This is a genomic window from Microbacterium sp. ZW T6_19, from assembly GCF_044987465.1.
In the GTDB taxonomy this organism is placed as follows: Bacteria; Actinomycetota; Actinomycetes; order Actinomycetales; family Microbacteriaceae; genus Microbacterium; species Microbacterium natoriense_A.
Map to the genome: position 1 here is coordinate 341040 of NZ_JBJDRH010000002.1, position 18935 is coordinate 359974.

The following is an 18935-nucleotide window of genomic DNA, read 5'->3' on the forward strand; positions in this document are numbered from 1 at the left end:
CGCGACCTCCGATCATTCGGCAGGGGCCACGCTTGACCTTCCCCTGCACTGGAAGGTCCAGTATGGCTGAAACGGAACAGAAGTCCAAGCATTGACAGGAGCAGCAGCGATGCCCACGAAGTACGACCTCGCCATCATCGGATCCGGCGGCGGAGCGTTCGCCGCCGCGATTCGCGCGACCATGCTCGGGAAGTCGGTGGTGATGATCGAGCGCGGAACGCTCGGGGGCACCTGCGTGAACACCGGCTGCGTGCCGTCGAAGGCCCTCATCGCCGCCGCCGATGCACGGCACGTCGCCTCCGACGCCGCCGAACGGTTCCCGGGGATCGCGACGTCGGCGGGGCCGGTGGACATGACCGCGCTGATCGCCGGGAAGCAGGCGCTGGTCGAGACGATGCGGAGCGAGAAGTACGCCGACGTCGCCGATTCATACGGGTGGCACGTCCGGCGGGGAGACGCCGGGTTCGCGGGCACCCCGGACGCGCCGGTGTTGGAGGTCACCGCCGCAGACGGAGCGGTCGAGACGATCGAGGCCGAGCACTACTTGGTCGCCACCGGTGCGCGGCCGTGGGCCCCGCCGATCGACGGCCTGGACGAGGCCGGGTACCTGACCTCGACCACGGCGATGGACCTGACCGAGGTCCCCGAGTCGATGCTGGTGCTCGGCGGCGGCTACGTCGCTCTGGAGCAGGCGCAGCTGTTCGCCCGCCTCGGCTCCCAGGTCACCGTGCTGGTGCGGTCCCGGCTCGCGTCGAAGGAGGAGCCGGAGGTGTCCCGGACACTGCAGGAGGTGTTCGCCGACGAGGGCATCCGCGTGGTCCGCCGCGCGGTGCCGACCCGGGTGTCCCGGGACGCGGCGACCGGGCAGGTCGTGGTGACCGCGGACGTGTCCGGCGGCGCGCAGGCGTTCCGCGCCGACCAGGTGCTCGTCGCCCTCGGACGCCGTCCCGTCACCGACGGTTTGAACCTCGATGCGGTCGGGGTGAAGACCGGGGACTCCGGCCAGGTGGTCGTCTCCGACCGGCTGCAGTCGTCCAATCCACGGGTCTGGGCCGCGGGCGACGTGACCGGGCACCCGGAGTTCGTCTACGTCGCCGCCCACCACGGCACCCTCGTCGCCGAGAACGCGTTCGCCGACGCCGACCGGTCCGTCGACTACGCCCGTCTGCCGCGGGTGACGTTCACCGGACCGGCGATCGGCGCGGTCGGGATGACCGAGAAGGAGGTCATCGCCGCGGGGATCCGCTGCGACTGCCGCGTGCTGCCCCTGCAGTATGTGCCCCGCGCCGTGGTGAACCGCGACACCCGCGGGTTCATCAAGATCGTCGTGAACGCCGACACGACTCAGATCCTCGGCCTCACCGCCGTCGCCAAGGACGCCGGGGAACTCGCCGCCGCAGGCGTCCACGTGCTCGGCAAGACCATTGCCGAAGTCGCTGACGCGTGGGCCCCCTATCTGACCATGGCCGAGGGCATCCGGATTACCGCGAAGTCCTTCACCACCGACCCGTCACTGCTGTCGTGCTGCGCATGAACGGCAACGCACATCGTCCCGCAAACAGAACCGGAGAAACCCGCAATGTCTGACCTCAGCGCGCAACTGCCCGAGCGACTCGGCCGGACCGAGGAAACCGGGCTCGACCCCAATCTGCTGATCCCGCTGCTTCGCCTGCTCGTTGACGGCGACCCCGTTACGGTCGGGCAGCTCGCCGCGGCCGCCGGCCGCACCCCCGATGAGGTGCGGCACGGGCTGGCCGCGGTGCCGGACACCGAGTACGACGACCAGGGCCGGCTCGTCGGCCAGGGCCTCACGCTGCGCCCCACACCGCACCGGTTCACCGTCGACGGCGAAGAGCTCTACACCTGGTGCGCCCTGGACACCCTCATCTTCCCGACCCTCCTCGACCGCACGGCCCGCGTGGAGTCCATCTCCCCGGCCAGCGGCGAGACGATCCACGTCACCATCGACCCGGCCACCGGGGTCACCGCCGTCACGCCTTCGACCGCCGTGGTGTCGCTGGTGAACCCGGATCAGATCACCTCGATCCGCTCGAACTTCTGCAATCAGGTGCACTACTTCACCTCCATCAACGACGCCACCGGGTGGCTTACTGAGCATCCCGGTGCCGAGGTGGTCCCGGTGGCCGAGGCCCACCGGATCGGGCAGGAGCTCACAACGAGCATGCTCGACCGGGTGCGGGTCAATGCCCCGGTGGCCGATGACTGCCACCGCTGCTGCTGAGGCACGACACGGATGAAATCGAGAACGCCATGACCTCCAACCACGACGACCGGTCGCGGGGTGGCGGCGGCCTGCTTCTGGGTGCCGGTGCGGTACTCCTCGTGGTCCTCTGCTGCGCGCTGCCCGTCCTCATCGCCGGCGGAGTGCTCGCCAGCATCGGCGGGCTCCTTATCGGCAACCCCTGGGTGATCGGCGTGGGCATCGCGCTCGTCCTGCTCGTGGCTCTCACCGTCGCCCGCCGTCGAACCCGCCGCGGCTTCACCGATTCCGATTGCTGCCCTCCGACCGATTCCACCCACCACGCCGACACGGAAGACGAACAGAAACGATGACGACCTCCCGCACCCACCGCGCGACCCTCTCCTTCGCGAGCCTCCTGCTCGCAAGCTCGCTGACCTTGACCGCCTGTGGAAGCAGCGACGAGGGTCCCGTCTCTGCAGACGCTGGCACTGTCGTAACAGTGGCCAGCATCGACGGTCAGCAGATCAGCCTGCCGGCCGCAGGGAAACCCGCAGCCGTGTTCTTCTTCTCCGTCGGCTGCGGCGAATGCGTCGGCGGAGTCGGATCCCTCGGCCAGGCAGCCATCGATGCAGAGGAGGCCGGCATCGATGCCCAGTTCCTCGCCGTCGACATGGATCCGCGCGAGCCCAGGGAGACCATCGAGAGCTTCATGGAATACGTCGACGCCGAGCATGTCCCCGCCGCCATCGACGAGGGCGCAGCACTGTCTCAGCGGTTCGAGGTCGTCGCGCTGTCCACGCTGATCGTGGTCGACGCGGATGGCAAGGTGACCTTCCGCGCCACCGACCCCGACGCCGACACGATCGTCGCCGAACTCGACAAAGCCGGAGCCTGAGCGATGGGAGGACTCCTCGCCCTCGCCTTCGCGGCCGGTATGATCGCCCCCGTCAATCCCTGCGGCTTCGCGCTGCTCCCGGCATGGATCACCCACACGCTCGGCGACGCCGCCTCCGCCCCGGTCCCGGTGCGCCTCCTGCACGCCCTGCGAGCTGGCCTCGCTCTGACGATCGGGTTCGCGGGCACGCTCGCCCTCGCCGGCGTCGTGGTCAGCGCCGGCGCACGGGGCCTGATCCAGGCCGCCCCAGCGCTCGGCCTCGCCGTCGGGATCGTGCTGGTACTGCTCGGAGGGGCGATGCTGGCGGGACGATCGATCTCCCTCCGACTGCCCGGCATCCCCGGCCGGGTGACCGAACGGCTGCCCGGCACGGCGCGCATGGTCGTATTCGGTGTCGGCTACGCCGCGGCGTCGCTCTCGTGCACCTTCGGCGTGCTCCTTGCGGTCATCGCTCAGGCCCAGGCGACTGCTAGCTTCGCCAGCCTGCTCCTCGTGTTCGGCGTATACGCCGCGGGCTCCGCCACCGTGCTGCTGCTCGTCGCCGTGGTCGCCGCGGCAGCCGGGTCCGCGCTCTCGCGGCGCGTCACGGCAATGGCCCGACTCGGCCCCAAGGTCACCGCTGCCGTCCTCGTCCTCACTGGTGTCTACCTGGCGTGGTACTGGTACCCCGCCGCCACCGGCGATACCCCCGCATCCGGTCGCGCCGACGTCCTCACCGCCGTCGCCGCGACGATATCGGGCTGGCTCCAAGATCGCACCGATGTCATCGCCGGGCTGTCCATCACCGTGGTGCTCGTCGTGGTGCTGATCGGAATCCTTCATCGAAACCGTCAGAGCTCCGCACGGAAGACCCAGGACAACTGCTGCGGCCCGCCGCCGACGCACTCTCTCGGCGACCAGCCGAGCGCGCCGACCAAACAGCATTGAACTGCTCAACACATCAATGCAAGACGGCGTCAACGACCGGAATCACGAAACCGGGACACCGAACCCGCTCCGCCTGATCATCAGACACGGACGACACTGTCGAACCTCACCAGCGATCGCGACAATTCGCGGCGCAGGGGTCGACGGGATCCTCGGTAACCCTGGGTGATCGGCCACCGGCACCGCGCGTGGCACTCTCTGTGCTGGTCGCAGCCCAGCTGAGGCACCCACGCCGGACCGCATGGATAGACAGTGCTGCCCGGCCCATGGACCCCCAATAGCGCCACAGCGAATAACGCGTGCTACCAATACCTGGGTTCAGCGCTGAGCAGCCCGGCATCTCCCCTGACCCACAGCATGGTCGGGGCATGAACGTCGAGGTCGTCCATCGCCGCCGGCCACAGGGCATCGCCAGGCAGCACGAGCCGCGCCCGTACGGCCTCCGCACCGTGGAGCGCGTCGAGAACGGCATGCGGCGATGCGCGGGGCCGCCAGCGCTCGATCGCCTCCTGCAGCGCTCGTGGAGGCGTCACCGGCGGCACGAGCACGGCATCGGCATCTGTCGCCACGCGCAGCGCTTCGACCGGTCCGAGTTCAGCGATCAGCGCACCGGCGACACCATCTCCGGGCTCGGCGAGCACGTTCCACGCGACTCTGGCCAGCACCTCGTCGACGTCGCGTTCCGGGCACGTCGCCCGCGCCGCATCCTTCGCTTCGGAATCCTGCAGCAGTCGCGCGATCATGCGCTGCGTCCCTTCTTCAGATACAGGGCTCGCCCCACCTGGTCCCGCCCCGGATGGTCGACGCCGGCGAGATCGGCCATGGTCCAGGCCAGTCGAAGGACCCTGTCGTACCCGCGCAGCGTGAGAGCCCCGCGCTCCAGTGCCCGGTCGAGGGGGCTCCTCGCCTCTGCGCTCACGCGGCGCGCGCCCTGCCTCAGCCAGGTCCCCGGCACGTCTCCGTTCAACCGCCACGGAGTGCCGCGCAGCCGATGAGCCGCTCGCTCTCTCGCTGCGAGCACCCGTTCCCGCGCCTGAGCAGTGGACGTCTCGGATCGCTCGGCCGATGTCGCGCGCGCCGCCGCGACGCGCGCGACTTGCAACTCGATGTCTATGCGGTCTCGCAGCGGCCCGGAGAGCCTGTCGGCGTATCGGCGAATCGCCAGGGAGGGGCAGACGCACTCCGCGCCGCGTACTCCGTAGTTGCCGCACGGACAGGGGTTCGTCGCCAGGATGAGCTGGAAGCGCGCGGGGAACCGCGCGATGAAGCCTGACCTGTGCACCTCGATCGCCCCCGACTCGAGCGGCTGCCGGAGCGCGTCCAGAGCGACGCGCGAGAACTCCGCCGCCTCGTCGAGGAAAAGCACTCCCCTGTGCGCGCGCACGATGGCGCCGGGACGCACGACCCGCGATCCGCCGCCCACCAGCGCTGCGACCGAAGCGCTGTGATGAGGAGCCTCGAGCGGAGAGATCCGGTCGAGGCTGTCGACCGGATCGCCGACGAGAGAGCGGATCGAGGCGACTTCGAGCGCCTCGTCGTCTGTGAGCGGAGGGAGTATCCCCGGAAGGCGACGGGCGAGCATCGTCTTGCCGGCCCCCGGTGGTCCGCTGAGCAGCAGGTGATGCCCGCCCGCTGCAGCCACGACGAGCGCGTCGATGGCGTCCTCCTGGCCGACGACGTCCGCGAGATCGAGAACCGACGGCGGCTCCGCGACGTGGGCGGCGCCCGCGACCGGTTCCACCTGCGGGACCGCGACCTCGGCACCGTGCCACGCCGCGACTTCGGCGAGCGACACGGCCGCTCGCACCTCGATGCCAGGCACGAGCCGCGCTTCAGCCGCGTTCGCGAACGGCACGACCACCCGCTCGAAGCCGGCGCGCGCGGCCGCGAACACGGCGGGCAGCACACCTGTCACCGGACGCACACGGCCGTCCAGACCGAGCTCTCCGATGTGCACGGTGCGGGAGATCGACTCGCGGCGCAGAGAACCACCCGCCGCGAGCGTCGACACCGCGATGCTCAGATCGAAACCGGAACCCTGCTTCGGCAGACTGGCCGGCGACAGGTTCACCGTCAGCCGGCGTCGGGGCAGATCCAGGCCCGCGTTCTTACAGGCGTTGTGCACCCGCTGAACGGCCTCTCCCAGCGCCTTGTCGGGCAAGCCGATGATCTTGAACTCGGGCGTCTGATTCGACAGATCGGCCTCGACCTCCACGAGATGGCCGTCGACCCCTGTGAGAGCGACTGCCCAGGTCCGCGCGGTCTTCACGAAAGGTCCTGCAGATGCTCGAGCGTGCCGGCATCCGGGTCCGCTCCGATGATGCCGATCGCGTCGAGCCTGACTCTGCGTCCGTACGCCCGTTCAGGGTGAGCCTCGATCCAGGCGTGAGCGAGCTGCCACAGGCGTCTGCGCTTGCGGACGTCGACCGCCTCGAAGGGGTGGCCGAAAGCGGCCGATCGTCGCGTCTTGACCTCGACCACGCACAAGGCGCCATCGACCGCGGCGATGATGTCGAGCTCGCCTTGCGCGCACCGCCAATTGCGGTCGAGGATCTCGTATCCGCTCTCGATCAGATGGCGGACCGCCCGGTCTTCACCGGCTCTGCCGAGGATGTCTTTCGCTGCCATGACGACATGGTCGCGAAGATCTCGTTACGCTCGACGCGGTCTGCTCGCGGAACGACGCGGGAATGTGGATATCCCGTCGAACGAGAACGGTGGTGCAGAGTTATTCGCCGTCGAGCGACAGCTCCTGAGGAAGCTCGAACTCGCGGCGCTGCAGCTCCTCGACGTTCACGTCTTTGAAGGTCAGGACCCGCACAGCCTTCACGAAGCGGTCGGCGCGATAGATGTCCCACACCCAGACGTCGGTCATCGAGATCTCGAAATAGAAGTCGTGCTCGGTGTCACGCCGCACGACGTTGACCTCGTTCGCCAGATAGAACCGACGCTCGGTCTCGACGACGTAGGCGAACTGGCCGACCACGTCCCGGTACTCGCGGAACAGCGCCAGCTCGAGTTCGCGGTCGTAGTCGTCGAATGCTTCCTCATCCATGATGAGTCCATCCTAGAGTCGCACGCGGCGGCGGGCCGCACCTCGCCCGCTCAGAACAGGGTGGGAGCGTCGGTGATCGCCCATGATGCACGGTGGTACGGCGAGAGACCGAGCGTGCGGATCGCGTCGCGATGCTCCGTGCTGGCATAGCCCTTGTTGCGGCTCCACTGATAGTTGGGGTAGGTGTCGTGCAGTTCCGTCATGTACGTGTCGCGCGCGACCTTGGCGATGACGGATGCCGCTGATACCGACGCGCAGTCGCGATCCGCCTTCACCTGGGAGCGCACTCGCAGCGGGACCGGATGCACGCGCGACACGTAGTCGTGGTTGCCGTCGAGCAGCACGAGCGCACTCTCGACCGCGAAGCCCTGTTCGACCACGCTCTGCACCGCGCGGGAGGCAGCAAGACCGAGCGCGCGCATGATGCCGACCTCATCGATCTCGGCGGCACTCGCCCAGCCGACACCGGATGCCGACACCCACGCGGCCGCGCGGGTCGCGACGTCGGGACGGCGCTTCTCCGTGACGAGCTTCGAATCACGAAGACCCTCCGGCACCCGTCTGCGGGCTCCCGCGGCGTCCATCACCGCTGCACCGACCGCGACCGGTCCTGCCAGAGCTCCCCTGCCGACCTCGTCGAGAGCGATGATCAGCTCGCACTCGGAGAGCAGCTTGCGCTCGAGTGTGAGCTTCGGGGCGATCACCGTCATTCGGGATCCGGAACGCCGTTGAACGAGTCGTGGTGCGCGTCGATCGTGCCGAACCGGCTCAACGGCCAGGTCGTCAGGAAGGCCTTGCCGACGACGTTCGCCATCGGCACGAAGCCTCCGCTCGGGAGCTCCTGGTGCTCTCGCGAGTCCCGAGAACGGTCGCGGTTGTCGCCGAGCAGCCAGAGGGAGCCGCTGGGAACCGTCACGTCGAACGGCTCGTTCGATGCCGCCGTGTCGCCCTGAGGAAGGTTGAGATACGAGAGTTCGTCCACCGGCGTGCCGTTGATCGTGATCTGCCCCAGAGCGTTGCAGCACACGACGTGGTCGCCGGGGAGACCGATGATCCGCTTCACCAGATGGTCCTGGGAGTCGGTCGCGGAGATTCCCACGAGCGTCAGCACCCAGTCGATCGCCTGCACGAGAGGCGGCTGCGGCGGCGTCGTGGGCTGCGCGTCGAGCCAGCCGCCCGGGTCCTTGAACACGACGACGTCGCCGCGTTCGTAGCCCGCCCAGCGCGGGGTGAGCTCGTCGACGAGGATCCTGTCGTTGACCATGAGCGTCTGCTCCATGGATGCGGACGGGATGTAGAACGAGCGGACGACGAAGGTCTTCACGACGAACGACACGAGAGCTGCGATCACGACGATCACCAGCACGTCGCGGAGGAAGACGACGAGTCCGCGCCTCTTCTTCACCGGTGGCGTGGGTGCGGACGCGGATTCAGTCGTCATCGGTTTCCTTCACAGACTCGGCCGTTCGAGCACGGCCCTACCAAGGTTCGCACAGGTGGGGGAAAACACAGCACCCCGGGACATCGTGTCCCGGGGTGCTGTGGAGATGCTGCGACTCAGCGGTCGCGCTTCTCCTTGATCTTCGCCTTCTTGCCGCGGAGGTTGCGGAGGTAGTAGAGCTTCGCGCGACGCACGTCACCGCGGGTGACGACCTCGATGTGGTCGATCACCGGGGAGTGCACCGGGAAGGTGCGCTCGACGCCGACCTGGAAGCTGATCTTGCGAACGGTGAACGTCTCGCGAACGCCGTCGCCCTGGCGGCCGATGACGACGCCCTTGAAGACCTGGATACGAGAGCGGGTGCCCTCGGTGATGTTCACGTGGACGTTGACGGTGTCACCGGCGTTGAAGTCGGGGATGTCCGAACGGAGGGAAGCCGCATCGACGGCGTCGAGGATCTGCATGATCGTCTCTCTCTGCACTCGCCTCAGGTCGGTTGCATGTTTTCATAGGAACAAGAACAGGTGTGCGTCGTACGGAGCAGATGCTTCCGCGGGTTCCCCTGAGGCAGAACCGGTCACGGCACAAACATCCATTCTGCCACGGAACGCCGCGGTGACCAAAACGGGGCTCAGTCGCGCGGATCGCTCTCACGCACGACGATGACCTCTGGTTCGCGCTCGGTCGTGGCGGACGACGGCTGGCCGGGGACGGTCGACCAGGAGATCGTCTCGCGGATGCGGATGCCGGCGCCCTTGGCCTCGTTCCACAACTGCCACAGCTGCAGCCAGATCAGGCCGATGCCGACGACGATCGCGCCGGCGAGCAGCCATCCGAAGGCCCCGTCGATGAAGCATCCGACAGCGATGGTCAGACCGTGCCACAGCGTGAATCCCGCGACGTCCCACCACGACACCGCGCGTTCGGCACGTACGGACGCACGTGACCGCGTCAGCAGCGTGAGCAGCAACTGGCCCAGGAACACCGAGGGCACAGCGATGAACAGCACCCACAGCATGCCCCAGCCGGCGTGGAACACGATCCCGCCGAGCACCAGCCAGAGCGGCAGCACGAAGGCCGCCGGCAGCAGCCACCGGAAGAACGCCTCACGCAACCTCATGCCAAGAATCGTACGTCGCCCTGACGTCGCGAGCCGGCGTGTTCGCTGTGAGCGCGCGAACGCCGGGCATCGCCGCATCAGGGAGAATGGACGGGACGAGAGGACTGACGATGATCGAACTGCGCACCCCTGCTGAGATCGACGAGATGCGCGCCGCCGGCCGCTTCGTCGCCGAGACCCTGGCGACGCTGCGAGACGAGACGAAGGTCGGCATGAACCTGCTCGCCATCGACCGCCGGGCGCATGACATGATCCGCAAGGCGGGCGCGGAGTCCTGCTACATCGACTATCACCCGTCGTTCGGCGCGAGCCCGTTCGGCAAGGTCATCTGCACCTCCGTGAACGACGCCGTCCTGCACGGTCTCCCCCACGACTACGCGCTGCGAGACGGCGATCTCGTCTCACTCGACTTCGCCGTCTCGGTCGATGGCTGGGTCGCCGACTCCGCGGTGTCCTTCGTCGTCGGCACCCCGCGCGACGAGGACCTCCGGCTGATCGAGACCACCGAGCGAGCGCTCGACGCCGCGATCACCGCGGCTGTCGTCGGCAATCGCATCGGCGACATCTCCGCTGCGATCGCGGCGGTCTCTCATGGCGAGGGCTACTCGATCAACACCGATTTCGGCGGCCACGGCGTCGGACGCATCATGCACGGCGACCCGCACGTGCCCAACGACGGCCGTGCCGGTCGCGGTTTCCCGCTGCGCGCCGGTCTCGTGTTCGCACTCGAGCCTTGGCTCCTCGCCACGACCGATGAGCTCGTCACCGACCCGGATGGCTGGACGCTGCGCAGCGTCGACGGCTCGCGAGGAGCGCACTCCGAGCATACCGTCGCAGTCACCGACGAGGGTCCGATCGTCCTGACCGACCGCTCGTTCCTCGGAGTCGACTGACGCCACGCCCGCCGTGGCAGCAGAAGCTCTCAGCTTCGTCGATACAGGAACAGATCGGTGACGAGCGGCAGATCGAACGCTGCACGCTCGGCCGTCTGCGGGTCACGGTCGAGGATGCGCTCGATCGCCTGGGTCATCTCCGTTCGCGTGACGTCGTCCGCGACGAGGAACGTGCTCACCGTCGACCACCGGCCGAGATAGTCGGCGCGAGTGATGCGCTCGCTCCAGCGCAGCTCGGCGCGCTCCACGAACGCGAACCCGGGAAGGTCCTCGGCGGCGCTGGCGGACGTGCCGTCGACGTCGGCAACGGCTGGATGCGCGATCTGATGCGCGGCGCGATCCCACGCGCATGCGGGGTCCGCATGATTCCAGAGGAGGCCGAGCATTCCGCCCGGGATGAGGATCCTGGCGATCTCAGCGCACGCCGGTTCACGATCGAACCAGTGGAACGCCTGTGCGACCGACACCGCATCGACCGAGGAATCAGGAACTGGGATGCTCTCGGCAGTCCCCTCGAACGCCTCGACGTCGGGGAACTTCGAACGAAGAACGTCGAGCATCGGAGCTGCGGGTTCGACGGCGATGACCCGATCCGCGCGCCCGAGCAGCTGTTCGGTGAACTTGCCGGTCCCCGCGCCGAGGTCGAGTGCGACGCCGACCGGTTCCGGGATCAGCATCCGAGCCGCGGCTGCGGGGAACCCCGGTCGGAAACGGTCGTAGTCCGCTCCCGTGCGCTCGAACGACTTCGCCAGCGTCTCATCGACCATGCCTCGACGCTACCAGCGCGCATCCGTGTGCCATATTGAGTGCATGATCCCGCAGGACCGTCACGTGCCGGAGCGCCTCTTCCTGGCGCGGCACGGACAGACCAGCTGGAATCTCGAGCATCGGCTGCAGGGGCAGCTGGACTCACCTCTCACGCCCGAGGGCCTCCGTCAGGCGAAGGTCATCGCCGAGCACCTCGCGGGCTCCGACATCACGGTGGTCTGCACGAGCCCGCTCGGGCGGGCGCTGCGCACAGCGGCGATCATCTCCGAGCGTCTCGATGTCGAACTGATCGAGGTCGAGGACCTCGCCGAGGTGCACCACGGCGAGATGGCCGGCCTGACCTGGGAGGAGATCGACGTCAGATACCCGGAAGCACGGGCCGACCGAGCGGCGAACCGCTACGGATGGGGGTTCCCCGGCGGCGAGAGCTACGCCCAGGCTCGTGCACGCGCGCGCCGAGCCCTGTCCGTCTGCGGCTGGGCCGCGAGCGGGGTGCCGCTTCTCGTCAGCCACGAGATGATCGGACGGATGCTGCGCGCGGAGCTGCGCGGACTCGACGCCAGCAGCGCGCTGGCGCTCCGGCATCCGCACGACGTCGTCTTCGAGATCGAGAACGGGATCGAGCGGATCCGTTGAATTCGGAGCTCAGACGGGGTTCGGCTCGCTGTCGTCCGGAAGCAGGTCGGGGCGCCGCGTCCTCGTGCGATGGATCTGCTGCTCTCGGCGCCAGGTCGCAATGGCTCCGTGGTTGCCGCTGAGCAGCACATCGGGTACAGCACGCTCACGCCAGACGGAGGGCTTCGTGTACGAGGGGTACTCGAGGAGGCCGTCTTCGTGAGACTCCTCGACGAGGCTCTCCGGGTTTCCGACGACGCCGGGGATCAGTCGGCCGATCGCCTCGATCATCGCCATCGTGGCGACCTCTCCCCCGTTCAGCACGTAGTCGCCGAGGCTCATCAGGCGCACTTCGCCGATCGTCGAGGCGTACTCGAACACGCGCTCGTCGATGCCCTCGTACCGTCCGCAGCCGAAGATGAGGTGCTCGCGGGTAGCGAGGTCGCGGGCCTTCGCCTGTGTGAACACCTCGCCGGCGGGCGACGGGAAGATGATGGTCGGGCGCTCGGACCCTGCGCCCAGCTCATCGAGGGCCAGTCCCCAGGGCTCGGGCTTCATCACCATGCCGGCGCCACCGCCGTACGGCGTGTCGTCGACCGTGCGGTGCCTATCGTGCGTCCAGTCGCGGAGATCACGAACGGTCAGATCGAGGATGCCTGAGTCGCGGGCCTTCCCGAGAAGGGAGAGTGTCAGACCGTCGAAGTACGACGGGAAGATCGAGAGGACGTCGATGCGCACGGCGCGACCTCACTCATCCGTTTCGGCGACGGCATCCTCTTCGACAGCATCCGGAAGCTCTTCGAAGAGACCGGCGGGCGGAGTGACGATGACTCGGCCTCCGGCCACGTCCACCGTCGGCACGATCGCCTCGACGAACGGAACCATGATCTCGCGCTCTCCGGCCTTGACGATCAGAAGGTCCTGGGCGGGGAAGTGCTCGACACGCGAGACACGTCCGACGACGACATCATCGCGTACGACGTCGAGTCCGACCAGCTGCTGGTCGAACCACGCGTTCTCCTCGACCTCGGACGTGTCCTGGTCGATCCAGAGGATCGCCCGTACCAGACCCTCGGCGTCGCTGCGGTCATCGACGTCATCGAAGAAGACGACCGGATTCCCGTTCATGACGCGGTACTCGCGCACGGTGACGGTCTTGCCGTGCCACGGAGATGCCTCCGGCACCTGCAACGTGAACTCGGCACCCGGCGTGAAGCGCCGCTCGGGATTGTCGGTGTACAGCTCGAGCTTCAGCGCGCCTTTGAGGCCATGGGCCTTGACGAGGCGCCCGACGCGCAGCTGGTTCTTGCCCTGGTTCCTGTCCTTCTGCACCACGTCAGTCGTCCGCGACGTCGACGCGCACGCGACGACCATCTGCCAGGGCGGCGATGAGCGTGCGCAATGCCTTGGCGGTGCGGCCGCCGCGCCCGATCACGCGTCCACGGTCGTCGGGGTGCACGCGCACCTCGAGCAGGTCGCCTCGCGGCGACGTGGACGCATTGATGCGCACATCCTCCGGGTGATCGACGATCCCCTTGACGATGTGTTCGAGCGCGGCGGCGAGCACGACGGATTACTCCGCGTCTGCGGCGGGAGCCTCAGCGGCCTCCGCGTCGGCCTCGACAGCGGCGGGAGCCTCCGCAGCGGGAGCCTCCTTCTTCTCCGCCTTCGGCTTCACGACGGACTTCTTGGCCGCGTCGATCTCGAAGGGGGCCTTGGGCTCGGCGACCTTGAGGGTGGACTTCGCGTCCTTGTCGCCCTTGAACTTGCCCCAGTCGCCCGTGATCTTGAGCAGAGCGGCGACCTGCTCGGTCGGCTGAGCGCCGACCGACAGCCAGTACTGCGCCCGCTCGGAGTCGACCTCGATGAACGAAGGCTCCTCGGTGGGGTGGTACTTGCCGATCTCCTCGATCACACGACCATCGCGCTTGGTGCGCGAGTCGGCGACGACGATGCGGTAGTAAGGCGCGCGGATCTTGCCCAGGCGCTTGAGACGAATCTTGACAGCCACGATTCTCCTGAATTGTGTGGAAGGAAACGAACCGATCGCCTGGAGAGTGGGGTGCACACCCGGCGGAAGCTCTGAAAGGGAGGATGAGTGCTGGATAGAGGGTCGAGCACGTCGTCCAAACCTCTATTCTGCCAGATGCGGGGCCTGCGCGCGAAACGTGGCGACACGGTGGGGTCGTGTCGCACTGGCTGCGTGCCAGACTGTGCTCGTGAAGCTCGAATTCGCTCCGTCCGCCCGCTCCACCGTCGGGCTGGAATGGGAGATCATGCTCGCCGACCCTGCGAGCGGAGACCTGGTGGGACGCGCTCCTGAGCTGCTCACCGCGCTCGAGGCCGAAAGCGCAGACGAACGTCACACCGTGACCGGCGAGCTTCTCACGAACACGATCGAGGTGACCAGCGGAATCGGCTCCTCCGTCGCGCACGCGATCGACGACATCGCCAAGGCCATCTCCGCCGTGCGCGCTGCGACGGACCCTGCGGGCATCGAGCTGCTCTCCGCAGGAAGTCATCCTTTCGCTCAGTGGTACGAGCAGCAGGTCACCGACAAGACGCGTTACCACAAGCTCATCGAGCGCACCCAGTGGTGGGGACGCAACATGATGATCTGGGGCATCCACGTGCACGTCGGCGTGGAGGACCACCGCAAGGTCTTCCCCATCATCAACGCGCTCGCAGGCTTCCTGCCGCATCTGCAGTCCCTCGCTGCGTCGAGCCCGTTCTGGGCCGGCGAGCGGACAGGCTACGCGTCGAACCGCGCTCTGGTCTTCCAGCAGCTGCCCACGGCGGGACTCCCCTGGCCTCTGCACGACTGGTCGCAGTTCGAGTCCTTTCTCGATGACATGGTCCGCACCGGTGTGATGGCCGACGCCTCCGAGGTTCGATGGGACATCCGTCCCGCACCGCGTTGGGGCACGATCGAGGTGCGAGCCTGCGACGGCATGTCGACTCTGCCGGAGCTGGCCGCCGTGGCGTCGTTGATCCAGGTGCTCGTGGAGCACTTCTCCCGACAGCTCGACGAGGGGCGCCCTCTACCCGAGCTTCAGGCGTGGTACCACCGCGAGAACAAGTGGCGCGCGGCCAGATACGGTCTCGACGCGCGCGTGATCGTCGACTCGCTCGGCGGTCAGCGCAGCGTGCGCGATCACCTCTCCGACACTCTGGAGGAGCTCGCGCCGATTGCGCTCGATCTCGGCTGCGACCGGGAGTTCGCCAGCGTGTCGCGGATCCTCGACGACGGTGCGAGCTATGCGCGCCAGCTGTCGGTGGCGGATGCCGCAGCCGGCGATCTGTCCGCGGTGGTTCAGCATCTGATCCGGGAGTTCCGCTCGGGCCCTGAGGCCTCGACGCACGAGACGTGACGCGTCAGTCGTCGACCAGACGCCTCGCGAGGCCTTCGTCGAGCACGACGTCGGTGACCAGGTCGGCGGCGATGGCCGACCGCAGGCTGATCAGCTTCGGGATCCCGGACACCACGCACACGCGCCGCGGAACGCGCCGCAGCCGGTCGAGTCCTGGGCCCGTGGCCCGGGCGTTCACGCGGATGTCCCTCCACGACCCGTCCGCCCGGAAGAACACGGTCGCGACATCGCCGATCGCGTTGTCCTCGCGAAGGCTCCGGTAGTCATCGCGGCTGAGATAGCCGCCGACGTACACCCGGCTGGGAACTTCCGCGGCCGGAGATCCGAGACTGAACACGGCGATGTCCATCTTCGCCTGAAGATCGAGCACGCGCCGAGTGCTGCGTTCACGCCACATCGCCTCCCGCGTATGCGGATCGTCGAAGAACGCCGGTACGGGGAACTGCTGCACCTGCGCGCCGAAGGCGCTGCCGAAGCGCTGCAGGATGTCGCTCGAATACTCGACGCCGCTGGTCTGCGTGTTGCCGGCGCCGTTGAGCTGCACGAATGTGGTGTTGTGGGTCTCCTTCTGCGTGAGCCCGCGGCTCACCGCACTGATCGTCGATCCCCACGCGACGCCGACGATCATGTTGGAGTCCACGAACTGCGAGAGCAGGCGACCCGCGGTGAGGGCGACGCGCTCCAGACGCTCCACCTCGCTGACGATCTCGGGCATCGGGACGACGTGCGCCGCGACGTGATGACGATCGCGGATGCGCTGCTCCAGCATTCCGAGCCGCTCCAGCGGTGAGTTGATCCGGATGTCGACCAGTCCGCTCTCCCTGGCGAAGCTGAGCAGCCGCGACACGGACGATCGCGACGTCCCGAGCTCCTGCGCGATCACCTCCATCGTCTTGTCCTGCATGTAGTAGAGCTGCGCCGCGGTGAGCGCCGCGACCAGCTTCGAGTCGCGGGATTGCGCCTCCGTCTTCGCCATCATGACCTCCTGGAGTTCGATCCTTGCACATATGTGCAGTGGGCTTGCGCGCTGTGCCCGGCTGGGTAAATGCTGGGGGCAAGAAGAGAAGAAGGGTCGAGGATGATCGAGTCGACACACTCATCAGCGGAGCGCGACGAGGTTCGCGCAGTCCGCGAAGCCGGACGCACGAGCGTCCTTGTCATCGGGGCCGGGATCAACGGCATCTCGACGTTCCGCGACCTGGCGCTCCAGGGCGTCGACGTCGTGCTCGTGGAACGCGGCGACTTCGCCTCCGGCGCGTCGTCGGCGTCGAGCCACATGATCCACGGCGGCATCCGCTACCTCGAGAACGGCGAGTTCCGGCTCGTTCGCGAATCGGTCGAGGAACGCAACGGCCTTCTGAAGATCGCTCCGCACTACGTCAAGCCGCTGCAGACCACGATCCCGATCTACTCGACGTTCTCGGGCATCCTGTCCGCTCCCCTGCGCTTCCTGACGCACAAGAGCGGCAAGCCCCAGGAGCGCGGCGCATTCCTCATCAAGGTCGGCCTGACGATCTACGACACGTTCTCGCGCGACGGCGGTATGGTTCCGCGTCATCGGTTCCTCGGACGAAAGAAGTCCCTCGCCGAGCTGCCGGCGCTCGACCCGAACATCAAGTACACGGCGACTTACTACGACGCCTCGATGCACGACCCCGAGCGCCTCGCGCTGGACGTGCTGCAAGACGGTCGCGCTGCGCACCCGGGTGCCATCGCGCTCAACTACGTCGAGGCCATCGGCCGCGACGGCGACAAGGTTCTGCTGCGCGACCGCGAGAGCGGCACCGAGTTCGCCGTCGCCTCCGACGTGGTCGTGAACGCCTCCGGCCCGTGGACGGACCTCACCAACGACGCACTCGGCGAGATCACACGCTTCATGGGAGGCACCAAGGGCTCGCACATCGTGCTCGACCACCCGGAACTCCTCGAAGCCACCCGCGGCCGCGAGATCTTCTTCGAGCACTCCGACGGCCGCATCGTGCTGATCTACCCCCTCAAGGGCCGGGTGCTCGTCGGCACGACCGACATCGACGCCGACCCGCGCGAGGTCCCCGTCTGCACGGACGAGGAGGTCGACTACTTCTTCGAACTCATCCACCACGTGTTCCCGCAGATCGCTGTGTCGCGCGATCAGATCGTCTACAACTTCTCGGGCATCCGTCCGCTTCCGCGCCACGAGGACACAGCTCCCGGCTTCGTCTCCCGTGACTACCGCATCGAGGTCGACGACAAGGGCGCCGTGCCGCTCGTCAGCCTCGTCGGCGGCAAATGGACGACGTTCCGCGCACTGGGCGAATCGCTCTCCGATGTGGTCCTCGGCCTCATCCGGCGCACCCGCACGGTCTCCACGGCCGGTCGCGCGATCGGCGGCGGCCGTGACTTCCCCCGCACCGAGAAGGCCCGCCGCATCTGGATCCAGGAGAACCTGGCCGGCGCGGGCGATCGCGCAGACTCCCTGCTCTCCCGTTACGGCACGCGTGCCGCGCAGGTCTGGGAGTACATCGAACAGGGTGCCGATACGCCGCTGGCAGGCGGCGACCTCTCGACGCGCGAGCTCGAGTGGATGGTGCAGAACGAACTCGTGGCCCGACTGGAGGATGTGATCCTGCGTCGCACGAGCATCGCCTTCACAGGCAACGCGAGCGCCGAGGTGCTCGACGAGATCGGCGACGCTCTCGCTCCGCTGCTCGGCTGGGACCGCGATCGCCACGACGCCGAGATCGAGCAAACGCGGAACCTGTTGAACGAACGACACGGCCTGAACATCTCGTCCCGCGCTCGCGGCTGACGACTCCGAACGTCGCCCTCCTCTGCGACGTGAACTCCCTCGAAACGCGGCAGGGCTGAGGGGTCCTGCCGCTCAAGAAAGGTCAATGAAGACATGACTGATGTGAATCTCGGTCTCTACTTCCTGTCTGAGCTCGTCGGAACGGCGATGCTCATCATCCTGGGATGTGGAGTCGTCGCCAACGTCGCGCTCACGAAGAACAAGGGCTTCGGCGGAGGCTTCCTGATGGTGAACTGGGGATGGGGCCTCGCGGTGTTCGCGGGTGTTCTCGTCTCGGCTTACTCGGGCGCCATCCTGAACCCCGCCGTCGGCATCGGCCTCCTGATCGCCGGCAAGATCGACTTCGCCATGTTCGCCACCGCCGCAGGCGCCGAACTGCTCGGTGCGATCCTCGGTGCGATCATCGTGTGGCTCGGCTACAAGCAGCACTTCGATGAGGAGCCCGAGGCGGCGAACAAGCTCGGCGTGTTCTCGACCGGTCCTGCTATCCGGTCCTACGGCTGGAACCTCGTGACCGAGGTCATCGGCACCTTCGTGCTGGTCTTCGGCATCTTCGCCTTCGCCGACTACGGTGACATCGAGGTGGGAACGCCTGGAGGCCTCGGCCCGCTCACGGCACTCCCGGTCGCCCTCCTCGTGGTCGGCATCGGCGCTTCGCTCGGTGGCCCCACCGGCTACGCGATCAACCCCGCCCGCGACCTCGGTCCGCGCATCGCCCACGCCATCCTCCCGATCAAGGGCAAGGGATCCAGCGACTGGTCGTACGCGTGGGTTCCGGTCGTCGGTCCCCTCATCGGTGGAGCGATCGCCGCTCTCGCGGCCCCCGTCCTGCTCCACCTCGCCTGACCCCTGAATTCAA

At 67.7% G+C, this 18935-nt stretch carries 24 protein-coding genes; 10 read left to right on the plus strand and 14 right to left on the minus strand.

Annotated features, from left to right (window positions below):
* The first annotated feature begins 109 nt into the window (after window positions 1-109).
* From merA to ACI3KT_RS04135, 5 genes are read left to right on the plus strand one after another with little or no spacing between them, the layout of a single operon-like run.
* On the plus strand, window positions 110-1534 hold the full coding sequence (gene merA, locus ACI3KT_RS04115; protein ID WP_230113530.1) for a mercury(II) reductase: 1425 nt from the start codon (window positions 110-112) through the stop codon (window positions 1532-1534).
* Window positions 1535-1579: 45 nt separating this feature from the next.
* The gene (merB, locus tag ACI3KT_RS04120; RefSeq protein WP_230113531.1) at window positions 1580-2242 is read left to right on the plus strand and encodes an organomercurial lyase MerB; all 663 of its coding nucleotides are present in this window, start codon (window positions 1580-1582) and stop codon (window positions 2240-2242) included.
* Between the two features lie 29 nt (window positions 2243-2271).
* On the plus strand, window positions 2272-2574 hold the full coding sequence (locus ACI3KT_RS04125; protein ID WP_230113532.1) for a hypothetical protein: 303 nt from the start codon (window positions 2272-2274) through the stop codon (window positions 2572-2574).
* The gene (locus ACI3KT_RS04130; RefSeq protein ID WP_404902712.1) at window positions 2571-3098 is read left to right on the plus strand and encodes a TlpA family protein disulfide reductase; all 528 of its coding nucleotides are present in this window, start codon (window positions 2571-2573) and stop codon (window positions 3096-3098) included. Before ACI3KT_RS04125 ends, ACI3KT_RS04130 begins: the two co-directional genes overlap by 4 nt.
* A gap of 3 nt (window positions 3099-3101) precedes the next feature.
* Window positions 3102-4025: a cytochrome c biogenesis CcdA family protein gene (locus tag ACI3KT_RS04135; protein ID WP_404902714.1), complete on the plus strand. Its 924-nt coding sequence runs from the start codon at window positions 3102-3104 to the stop codon at window positions 4023-4025.
* 302 nt (window positions 4026-4327) lie between these two features.
* Here ACI3KT_RS04135 and ACI3KT_RS04140 read toward each other — a convergent pair whose 3' ends face one another.
* From ACI3KT_RS04140 to ACI3KT_RS04175, 8 genes are all read right to left on the minus strand, one after another.
* Window positions 4328-4768, minus strand: a complete 441-nt coding sequence (locus tag ACI3KT_RS04140; protein ID WP_404902715.1) for a hypothetical protein — start codon at window positions 4766-4768, stop codon at window positions 4328-4330.
* Window positions 4765-6294, minus strand: a complete 1530-nt coding sequence (locus ACI3KT_RS04145; protein WP_404902717.1) for a YifB family Mg chelatase-like AAA ATPase — start codon at window positions 6292-6294, stop codon at window positions 4765-4767. The genes ACI3KT_RS04140 and ACI3KT_RS04145 overlap by 4 nt, the downstream gene beginning before the upstream one ends.
* Window positions 6291-6653 carry a YraN family protein gene (locus ACI3KT_RS04150; protein WP_404902718.1) on the minus strand — a complete coding sequence of 121 codons (363 nt, stop codon included), beginning with the start codon at window positions 6651-6653 and terminating at the stop codon, window positions 6291-6293. Before ACI3KT_RS04150 ends, ACI3KT_RS04145 begins: the two co-directional genes overlap by 4 nt.
* A 100-nt stretch (window positions 6654-6753) precedes the next feature.
* Window positions 6754-7080: a DUF2469 family protein gene (locus ACI3KT_RS04155; RefSeq protein ID WP_130496829.1), complete on the minus strand. Its 327-nt coding sequence runs from the start codon at window positions 7078-7080 to the stop codon at window positions 6754-6756.
* A gap of 50 nt (window positions 7081-7130) precedes the next feature.
* Window positions 7131-7790 carry a ribonuclease HII gene (locus tag ACI3KT_RS04160; protein WP_404902719.1) on the minus strand — a complete coding sequence of 220 codons (660 nt, stop codon included), beginning with the start codon at window positions 7788-7790 and terminating at the stop codon, window positions 7131-7133.
* A complete protein-coding gene (gene lepB, locus ACI3KT_RS04165; RefSeq protein ID WP_404902721.1) occupies window positions 7787-8521 on the minus strand; it encodes a signal peptidase I in 735 nt (244 codons plus the stop codon). The genes ACI3KT_RS04160 and lepB overlap by 4 nt, the downstream gene beginning before the upstream one ends.
* A gap of 116 nt (window positions 8522-8637) precedes the next feature.
* Window positions 8638-8985, minus strand: coding sequence for a 50S ribosomal protein L19 (gene rplS / locus ACI3KT_RS04170; RefSeq protein ID WP_045259246.1), 348 nt, complete (start codon window positions 8983-8985; stop codon window positions 8638-8640).
* A gap of 167 nt (window positions 8986-9152) precedes the next feature.
* Complete coding sequence (locus ACI3KT_RS04175) at window positions 9153-9641, minus strand: MFS transporter permease (RefSeq protein WP_307296600.1); 489 nt, start codon at window positions 9639-9641, stop codon at window positions 9153-9155.
* 110 nt (window positions 9642-9751) lie between these two features.
* Here ACI3KT_RS04175 and map point away from each other — a divergent pair, with 110 nt between their 5' ends.
* Window positions 9752-10534 (plus strand): type I methionyl aminopeptidase, encoded by a 783-nt coding sequence (map, locus tag ACI3KT_RS04180; RefSeq protein WP_404902723.1) that lies wholly within the window; start codon window positions 9752-9754, stop codon window positions 10532-10534.
* Between the two features lie 29 nt (window positions 10535-10563).
* On the opposite strand, the gene ACI3KT_RS04185 is transcribed toward map, so the two are convergent.
* On the minus strand, window positions 10564-11301 hold the full coding sequence (locus tag ACI3KT_RS04185; protein WP_404902724.1) for a class I SAM-dependent methyltransferase: 738 nt from the start codon (window positions 11299-11301) through the stop codon (window positions 10564-10566).
* Window positions 11302-11344: 43 nt separating this feature from the next.
* Here ACI3KT_RS04185 and ACI3KT_RS04190 point away from each other — a divergent pair, with 43 nt between their 5' ends.
* Window positions 11345-11938 (plus strand): histidine phosphatase family protein, encoded by a 594-nt coding sequence (locus ACI3KT_RS04190; protein WP_292908961.1) that lies wholly within the window; start codon window positions 11345-11347, stop codon window positions 11936-11938.
* Between the two features lie 9 nt (window positions 11939-11947).
* Here the strand turns inward: ACI3KT_RS04190 and trmD are convergent, their stop codons facing one another.
* The 4 genes from trmD to rpsP are packed head-to-tail and all read right to left on the minus strand — an operon-like array spanning window position 11948 to window position 13928.
* Window positions 11948-12655 (minus strand): tRNA (guanosine(37)-N1)-methyltransferase TrmD, encoded by a 708-nt coding sequence (gene trmD, locus ACI3KT_RS04195; RefSeq protein WP_292908963.1) that lies wholly within the window; start codon window positions 12653-12655, stop codon window positions 11948-11950.
* A 9-nt stretch (window positions 12656-12664) separates the two neighbouring features.
* Window positions 12665-13252 carry a ribosome maturation factor RimM gene (rimM, locus tag ACI3KT_RS04200; protein WP_292908965.1) on the minus strand — a complete coding sequence of 196 codons (588 nt, stop codon included), beginning with the start codon at window positions 13250-13252 and terminating at the stop codon, window positions 12665-12667.
* Between the two features lies 1 nt (window position 13253).
* On the minus strand, window positions 13254-13484 hold the full coding sequence (locus tag ACI3KT_RS04205) for an RNA-binding protein (RefSeq protein WP_217183775.1): 231 nt from the start codon (window positions 13482-13484) through the stop codon (window positions 13254-13256).
* A gap of 6 nt (window positions 13485-13490) precedes the next feature.
* Window positions 13491-13928, minus strand: a complete 438-nt coding sequence (rpsP, locus tag ACI3KT_RS04210; RefSeq protein WP_292908973.1) for a 30S ribosomal protein S16 — start codon at window positions 13926-13928, stop codon at window positions 13491-13493.
* 208 nt (window positions 13929-14136) lie between these two features.
* Here rpsP and ACI3KT_RS04215 point away from each other — a divergent pair, with 208 nt between their 5' ends.
* Window positions 14137-15288 carry a glutamate--cysteine ligase gene (locus ACI3KT_RS04215; RefSeq protein WP_404902725.1) on the plus strand — a complete coding sequence of 384 codons (1152 nt, stop codon included), beginning with the start codon at window positions 14137-14139 and terminating at the stop codon, window positions 15286-15288.
* Between the two features lie 4 nt (window positions 15289-15292).
* Here the strand turns inward: ACI3KT_RS04215 and ACI3KT_RS04220 are convergent, their stop codons facing one another.
* Window positions 15293-16267 (minus strand): sugar-binding transcriptional regulator, encoded by a 975-nt coding sequence (locus tag ACI3KT_RS04220; protein ID WP_404902727.1) that lies wholly within the window; start codon window positions 16265-16267, stop codon window positions 15293-15295.
* A gap of 99 nt (window positions 16268-16366) precedes the next feature.
* Between ACI3KT_RS04220 and ACI3KT_RS04225 the strand changes: the two genes are divergently transcribed.
* Both ACI3KT_RS04225 and ACI3KT_RS04230 read left to right on the plus strand, forming a co-directional pair.
* Window positions 16367-18076, plus strand: a complete 1710-nt coding sequence (locus ACI3KT_RS04225; protein WP_307296585.1) for a glycerol-3-phosphate dehydrogenase/oxidase — start codon at window positions 16367-16369, stop codon at window positions 18074-18076.
* Between the two features lie 93 nt (window positions 18077-18169).
* Entirely contained in the window at window positions 18170-18922 is a 753-nt protein-coding gene (locus ACI3KT_RS04230) for an MIP/aquaporin family protein (RefSeq protein ID WP_307296583.1), read from the plus strand.
* Window positions 18923-18935 lie beyond the last annotated feature (13 nt).